We start from the raw sequence: 6,288 nt of genomic DNA, 5'->3' as shown, positions 1-6,288 counted from the left end.
CGGCCTCGGACAAGGACGACCGCCGCGCGGATCCCCGCCTTCTCGCGCACCGCCCGTAGCAGTTCGGCCCAGTTGCGGAACCCGTGCTCGCGCGCCAGCCGCGCCTGCGCCCCGGCCAGCTTCAGGCCCTCGCTCGCAGCCATGCGTTTGGCCAGCTTGCGCAGGCGCTCTTCGGACGGATGCGCCGGCAGGGCGCGCGACGGCGGTTGATGATCGGACATGGCGAAACCCTTCCCTCGCGCCCGCGTCCGCTGGTCGGGCAGGAAAAGGTCTGCGGGAATGCAGCCGTGTCAGGAGGCGGGCTCGGCCTTTCCGCGGACGGGCGGCCGCCTCGAACGGCCTGTCCGGACGATAGGCCGGCTTCGACCGGGCCGCAACGTCGACGCCCGTCAGGTCCCGAGGGTTTGACTCTCCCGCCGCGCCCGAGCCTGATCGAGCGTCCCGCGGAGCCCGCCAATGCGCATCCTGATCGCCGCCCTCTCGCTCGCCCTCGCGGCGCTTCCGGCCGCCGCCCGGAGTTCAGCTCAGGCCCCCGCGTCCGATCCCGACGGCGGCGGATGGATGCTGCTGCAGTACTTCTATCCAGGCCCGACCCTGGGGCGGGGCCTCGACTACTGGATCTCCGCCCGCGACTACGGCTCAGGCCCTGGGCCGAACGGCGTGGTGCGCGTCCGGATGGTCCAGCCGAGCCAGTACGACGACGCCCTCCAGCCCGGTCACCTTATCGACGTCGTACGCGACATCGATTGCGCGGGGCGCCGGGAACGCATCGTCGACAACGGAACACCGGGCGACTGGGAAATTCTTCCGGACTTCGTGCCCGGGTCCCAGACCGTCTTCTCGCTCTGCTCGCCCGCCTACATGGCTTCTCGCGAGCGGCAGCCCGACCTGGCCGCGGCCCTGGCGCGCAGCCGCGAACTGGAGCGCCTGCATCGGGCCAAGGAGGCCGCGGGCCACTACTGAAGATCAGGCCCGCTCCAGCGCCCGCCAGCCGATGTCGGTGCGGAAGAAGCCGCCCGGCCAGTCGATCTTCTTGATCGCCGCATAGGCCCGCTCCCGGGCCTGCGCGATGTCCTTGCCCCGCGCGCAGACGTTCAGCACCCGCCCCCCGGCGGCCACCAGCTGTCCGTCGTCCTGGCGCCGCGTTCCGGCGTGGAAGACCTGCACATGCGGGCCGAAGTCCTGCTCGGCGCCGCGGATGATCGACCCCTCGACGGGGCTGTCCGGATAGCCCTGGGCCGCCATCACCACGCAGATCACCGTCTCGGGCCGGAACTCGGGCATCGGCGCCCGGGTCAGGTCGCCCCGCGCGCAGGCCAGCAGCATCGGCACGATGTCGCCCTCCAGCCGCATCATCAGCACCTGGCATTCCGGATCGCCGAAGCGGGCGTTGAACTCCACCACCTTGGGCCCCTCGTCGGTGGCCATCAGCCCGGCGTACAGGACCCCACGATAAGGCGCGCCCTCGGCCGCCATCCCCGCCAGCGTCGGCCGCACCACCAGCCGTTCCGCCGCCTCGACCAGCTCGGGCGTGAACACCGGCGCCGGCGAATAGCTCCCCATCCCGCCGGTATTGGGACCCAGATCGCCGTCGTAGGCGCGCTTGTGGTCCTGGGCCCCGCCCAGCAGCACGGCGTTGCGCCCGTCGCACAGGGCGAACAGCGAACCCTCCTCGCCGGCCATGAACTCCTCGATCACGACCCGCGCCCCGGCCTGGCCGAAACGCCCGCCCAGCATCCACTCGATCTCGGTCTCGGCCTGCCGCTTGGTCTCGGCGATGGCCACGCCCTTGCCGGCCGCCAGCCCGTCCGCCTTGATCACATAGGGCGGCTTGAACACCGTCAGCGCCTGCCGCGCCTCGTGCAGCCGCTCGTAGACCCCGAAACCGGCTGTCGGAATCTCGTGGCGCTCCATGAAGGCCTTGGAGAAAGCCTTGGAGGTCTCCAGCTGGGCCGCCTTGGCGGTCGGGCCGAAACAGGGGCGCCCGCCGCGTGCAGCCGATCGGCCAGGCCTTTCTCCAGCGCGCTCTCGGGACCCACGACCACCAGGTCGGCGCGGATCTCGCGCGCCAGGGCGGCCAGCTGGTCGGCGTCGGTGACCTTCACGGCGCGCAGTTCGCCCAGTTTCTCCATGCCCGGATTGCCGGGCGCGATGACCAGCCGCTTGACCAGCGGCGACTGGGCGATCTTCCACGCCAGGGCGTGCTCGCGCCCGCCCGATCCGACCAGCAGGATGTTCATGCCTCGCGCAATGACCGCCCGGGCGCGGCGGGTCAAGACACCGCCGGACATTGACGGCCGCTCGGGGTCGCGTATCGATGCTCCGCCGCTGGGGAGAAGACCGATGATCGGCATGCTGTCGTTGCTTCTCGCCCTGGCCGGCCCGGCCCAGGACTCGCCGGGTCCGCTCGCCCGCCGATACGTCGAGGGCGAACGGTTCGCCTATCGCCTGGCGCAGACCGAGACCCGCAACGGCCAGACCTCGACCGCCGTCGCCCGCAGCGAACACCTCGTCGCCACCGACACCGCCGGCCGGCTGGCCGAGACGATCCGCTGGACCGAATTGAGCGAGGGCGGCGAGGCGCACGACGCCGAGGCCCTCGCGGTGCCGTCCTACGTCGCTTCGCTCCTGCCCGGCGGAACCCTCGACGCCCCGCGTCCCGCCGGCTCGGTGGCCATGACCGGCATGACCACCGACCTGCTGACCTTCTACGTCGCCGTCAGCCCGGCCCTGGGCGGCGATCGTCTGTCCGAAGTCGGCCAAACCCACGCCGCGCCAGACCTGCTGATCGGCGAGTTCGCCGACGGCCAGACGATTCTCGCGGGCAAGGACTGCACCCGCGCCGTCGCCCGGCTGACCGAACTGACGCCGGCCCGCGCCGTGGTCGTCACCCGCTTCGAGCCGCCCGTTGAATCCTGCCTCGGCCTGGCGCCGCCCCCCTCCGGCCCGCCGGCCAACTTCCACATGGTCCGCAAGGTCGGCGACCGATACCTCGAGCTGACCGGGACCGAGCGCTTCGAGACCGTGACGGTCCTGGATCCGGCGACCGGGATCATCGTCTCCGGGACCATGGTCAACGCCCTGGACCTCGCCGGCCGCATCTGCGCCGACGCGGCGTTGACGGCCTGCGACCCGGTTCCGCCGGTCTCGCGCGAACGTCGCCTGGAGCTGACCCTGGAGCGCTAGCTCAGCATTGCCGAGACCACATAGACCAGCGCCCCCAGCATCAGGATCCCGCCCAGCACCACCCATGGGCTGACCGCCGGCGCATTGCTGCGCCGCTCCATCTCGCGCTCGCGCGGATCCTGATCGGCGGGGTCGGTGTCGGGCGGATCGGCCATGAAAGGGCGAACGGGCGGCTCGCGGGGCTGTTCCTGCGGTAGCGCCGTCTGCTCAGGACGTATATACGTTGTTCATACGATCTTGGAGGCCGCCATGCCCAAGGAAGCCGTCTTCACCCTCAAGCTCGAGCCCGAGCTTCGGGAGGCCTTCTTGGCCGAAGCCGAGGCCACCCATCGGCCAGCCTCCCAGGTAGTGCGCGAGCTGATGCGCGAGTTCGTCCACCGCCAGCGGGCCGCTCGCGATCACGACGCCTTCCTCCGGCGGAAGATCGAGGCGGCGCGAGCGGAAATCCGCCTGAACGCCGGCCGCTCCAATGAAGATGTCGAGGCCGAGTTCGCCGCCCGGCGTCGCGCGGTCCAGGCTGACGGATGAAGGTTCCCTGGACGCGCGCGGCGCTCGCCGACCGCGACGCGATCTGGACCTATGTGGTCGCCCGCGATCCCTTGGCCGCGGTTCGTCTGGATCGGCTCTTCTCCGACGCCGCCCGGCGCCTCGCGGATTTCCCCGAGGTCGGACGTCCAGGCGTCGCGCCTGGAACCCACGAACTGATCCCGCACGAGACCTACCGGCTGGTCTATTCTGTCGAAGAATCGGTGGTGTGGGTGCTGGCCTTGGTGCATGCCGCTCGGCAATGGCCGCCGCTGGCTGCCGGGGAAGGCGAAGAATGACCGACGACTCCTACGTCTTCGAGGGCCCGGCCGACGAGCCGGCGGCCCCGCGCGACAACAATCCGCCCCTGTCGATCTCGGAGCTGTCGTTCGCGCTGAAGCGCACCCTCGAGGACCGCTTCGGCCACGTCCGGCTGCGCGGCGAAATCTCCAAGGTGAACCACCACGCTTCGGGCCACGTCTATCTGACCCTCAAGGACGACAAGGCCGCGATCGACGGCGTGGTCTGGAAGGGATCGGTCCGCGGCCTGGGCGTCCGGCCCGAGACGGGGCTCGAGGTCATCGTCACCGGCAAGATCACCAGCTATCCGGCCCGCTCCTCCTACCAGATCGTCATCGAGACCATGGAGGCCGCCGGCGCCGGAGCCCTGCTCGCCCAGCTGGAGCGGCTGAAGGCCAAATTGGCCGGCGAGGGCCTGTTCGAACCCTCGCGCAAGCGGCCCATCCCCACCTTCCCCGCCGTCGTCGGCGTGATCACCAGCCCGACCGGCGCGGTCATCCGCGACATCCTTCACCGCATCGCCGAGCGCTGGCCCTGCCGCGTCATCGTCTGGCCGGTGGTGGTCCAGGGCGACGCCGCCTGCGGCCAGGTCTCCAACGCCATCCGCGGTTTCGACGCGATGACGCCGGACGGCCCGATCCCTCGCCCCGACGTGGTCATCGTCGCCCGCGGCGGCGGCTCGGTCGAAGACCTCTGGTGCTTCAATGACGAGGGCCTGGCCCGCACCGTCGCCGCCGCCTCCATCCCGATCATCTCGGCGGTCGGGCACGAGACCGACACCACCCTGATCGATTTCGTCTCGGACCGCCGCGCGCCCACGCCCACCGGCGCCGCCGAGATCGCCACCCCCGTCCTGGCGGACCTGCAGTACGTCGTCGCCGACTTCGAGCGCGCCTGGCCCGCGCCGGCGGCCGCATCCTGGAGGACTGCCCCGCCGTGCTCGATCCCGCCGCCAGCCTGCTGGGGCTCGCCCAGGAGGCCTGGCTGGCCGAGGGCCTGGCCCGGGACCACGCGCTCTGGACCCTCTTGGCCCAGCAGACCCTGTTCTCGCGCCTGGTCCTGCCCGGCGGACCGCAGGCCCGCTATTCGGACATCTGGGACGGCTATCCCGCCAGCCGGGCCCGCGTCCTGGCGGCGCTGAAGACCGTCGCCAATCCCGTGGTGCTGGGCGGCGACGTGCATTCGTTCTGGATCAACGACGTGGCCGAAGGCGGCCAGGGCGAAGGGCCGCCGTCGCGACCGAGATCGTCACCAGCTGCCTGGCGTCCCGCAACGGTCCCGAGGCCCTGTTCGGTCCTGCCCGGGCGCTGAACCCCCACATCCGCCACCTGGACAACGCCCACTCCGGCTACGTCCTGCTCGACCTGGACCGCACGCGGCTGACCGCCGACCTGCGCGCGGTCGACGACCTGACCGACCCGGCCAGTGCCTGCCGCAGCGTCGGCCGCTTCGCCGTCGAGGCGGGCCGCCCGGGAGCCCGGCCCCTGGCGGCGCGGGCATGACGCATTTCGGTGACCTGCCGGTGCTATCGGTCCGGCTGATGCTCCGCAAAGCGCCGCCGCTCGAATCCGTCGAAATCTTCGTCGCGGCGCCCGCGGCGAGAGCTTCCGCGGCGTAGCGCGTCGCCTGGCGCTCAGCCCCTCGGCGGTCAGCCGGCGCATCGCCTCGCTGGAAGCCTTCCTGGGCGTCGGCCTGTTCGACCGGTCCGGCCCCCTGCCGGTCCTCAGCACCGCGGGGCGCCGCTACCTGACCCTGATCGAGCCCGCTCTGCTGTCGATCATGGAGGCGTCGGACCTTCTGGCCGACCAGACCGCCGGCCGCCTGCGGGTCGCGACGTCGCATTCCTTCGCCGCCGCCTGGCTGCTGCCCCGCCTGCCCGCCCTGCAGCGCGAAGCCGACATCGACGTCGAACTGGTCATGACCCGGGACTTCGAGGCGCTGCGTTCAGGCGAGGCCCAGATCGGCATCTGGGGCGCCAAGCCCGCGCCCGACGACCTGATCGCCGAGACCCTGTTCGAGGTCACGGCCGTCCCGGTCTGCGCGCCCCGCCTGGCCGACGGCCGGTCCCCGCCCGTCGGCGACCGCCTGGACGGCTATCCGCTGGTCACGGTGCGGCACCCGCCGAACCTGTGGGACGGCTGGCTGACCCGGCGAGCCCCGCCAGGTGCGCACCTACGACACCCTGCACATGATGTACCGAGCGGCGCGGCGCGGGCTCGGCGTCGCCCTGGCCGTGCCGCTGCTGGCCGAGTCCCTTCCTCGCCGACGGCCGCCTGC

General features: G+C 71.8%; 7 protein-coding genes and 3 pseudogenes. 7 read left to right on the top strand and 3 right to left on the bottom strand.

Going from position 1 to position 6,288, the window contains the following annotated elements; translation table 11 throughout:
* Positions 1–221: hypothetical protein (locus tag AC2W7C_RS12250; protein WP_486001690.1), on the bottom strand; the 221-nt coding region annotated here is incomplete at its 3' end.
* A 235-nt stretch (positions 222–456) separates the two neighbouring features.
* Between AC2W7C_RS12250 and AC2W7C_RS12245 the strand changes: the two genes are divergently transcribed.
* Positions 457–963, top strand: a complete 507-nt coding sequence (locus AC2W7C_RS12245) for a hypothetical protein (RefSeq protein ID WP_486001689.1) — start codon at positions 457–459, stop codon at positions 961–963.
* Positions 964–966: 3 nt separating this feature from the next.
* Here AC2W7C_RS12245 and purD read toward each other — a convergent pair.
* Positions 967–2,240 (bottom strand): annotated as a pseudogene (purD, locus tag AC2W7C_RS12240) (phosphoribosylamine--glycine ligase).
* 103 nt (positions 2,241–2,343) lie between these two features.
* On the opposite strand from purD, the gene AC2W7C_RS12235 reads away from it, so the two are divergent.
* Positions 2,344–3,186: a hypothetical protein gene (locus AC2W7C_RS12235; protein ID WP_486001688.1), complete on the top strand. Its 843-nt coding sequence runs from the start codon at positions 2,344–2,346 to the stop codon at positions 3,184–3,186.
* Here AC2W7C_RS12235 and AC2W7C_RS12230 read toward each other — a convergent pair.
* Entirely contained in the window at positions 3,183–3,341 is a 159-nt protein-coding gene (locus AC2W7C_RS12230; RefSeq protein ID WP_486001687.1) for a hypothetical protein, read from the bottom strand. The genes AC2W7C_RS12235 and AC2W7C_RS12230 overlap by 4 nt on opposite strands.
* A gap of 94 nt (positions 3,342–3,435) precedes the next feature.
* On the opposite strand from AC2W7C_RS12230, the gene AC2W7C_RS12225 reads away from it, so the two are divergent.
* The 5 genes and pseudogenes from AC2W7C_RS12225 to AC2W7C_RS12205 all read left to right on the top strand — a co-directional run.
* The gene (locus tag AC2W7C_RS12225) at positions 3,436–3,714 is read left to right on the top strand and encodes an antitoxin of toxin-antitoxin stability system (protein WP_486001686.1); all 279 of its coding nucleotides are present in this window, start codon (positions 3,436–3,438) and stop codon (positions 3,712–3,714) included.
* Positions 3,711–4,010 (top strand): type II toxin-antitoxin system RelE/ParE family toxin, encoded by a 300-nt coding sequence (locus AC2W7C_RS12220; RefSeq protein ID WP_486001685.1) that lies wholly within the window; start codon positions 3,711–3,713, stop codon positions 4,008–4,010. The genes AC2W7C_RS12225 and AC2W7C_RS12220 overlap by 4 nt, the downstream gene beginning before the upstream one ends.
* Positions 4,007–5,322 (top strand): annotated as a pseudogene (gene xseA, locus AC2W7C_RS12215) (exodeoxyribonuclease VII large subunit). Before AC2W7C_RS12220 ends, xseA begins: the two are co-directional and overlap by 4 nt.
* A 216-nt stretch (positions 5,323–5,538) precedes the next feature.
* Positions 5,539–5,739, top strand: a pseudogene (locus AC2W7C_RS12210) (helix-turn-helix domain-containing protein); the annotation flags it as partial.
* A 51-nt stretch (positions 5,740–5,790) separates the two neighbouring features.
* The coding region (locus AC2W7C_RS12205; protein WP_486001684.1) for a LysR substrate-binding domain-containing protein at positions 5,791–6,288 on the top strand (498 nt) is incomplete at its 3' end.

Source organism: Brevundimonas sp. CURTG3B2_SDJG (assembly GCF_057364705.1).
The sequence above is the reverse complement of the archived record's forward strand: the minus strand, read 5'-3'. Positions and strand labels throughout refer to the sequence as shown.

Bases quoted from the DNA above. Each gene is read 5' to 3' on its own strand.
- AC2W7C_RS12235 (WP_486001688.1), top strand. From the start codon at position 2,344: ATGATCGGCATGCTGTCGTTGCTTCTCGCCCTGGCCGGCCCGGCCCAG.
- AC2W7C_RS12230 (WP_486001687.1), bottom strand. From the start codon at position 3,341: ATGGCCGATCCGCCCGACACCGACCCCGCCGATCAGGATCCGCGCGAG.
- AC2W7C_RS12245 (WP_486001689.1), top strand. From the start codon at position 457: ATGCGCATCCTGATCGCCGCCCTCTCGCTCGCCCTCGCGGCGCTTCCG.
- AC2W7C_RS12220 (WP_486001685.1), top strand. From the start codon at position 3,711: ATGAAGGTTCCCTGGACGCGCGCGGCGCTCGCCGACCGCGACGCGATC.
- AC2W7C_RS12225 (WP_486001686.1), top strand. From the start codon at position 3,436: ATGCCCAAGGAAGCCGTCTTCACCCTCAAGCTCGAGCCCGAGCTTCGG.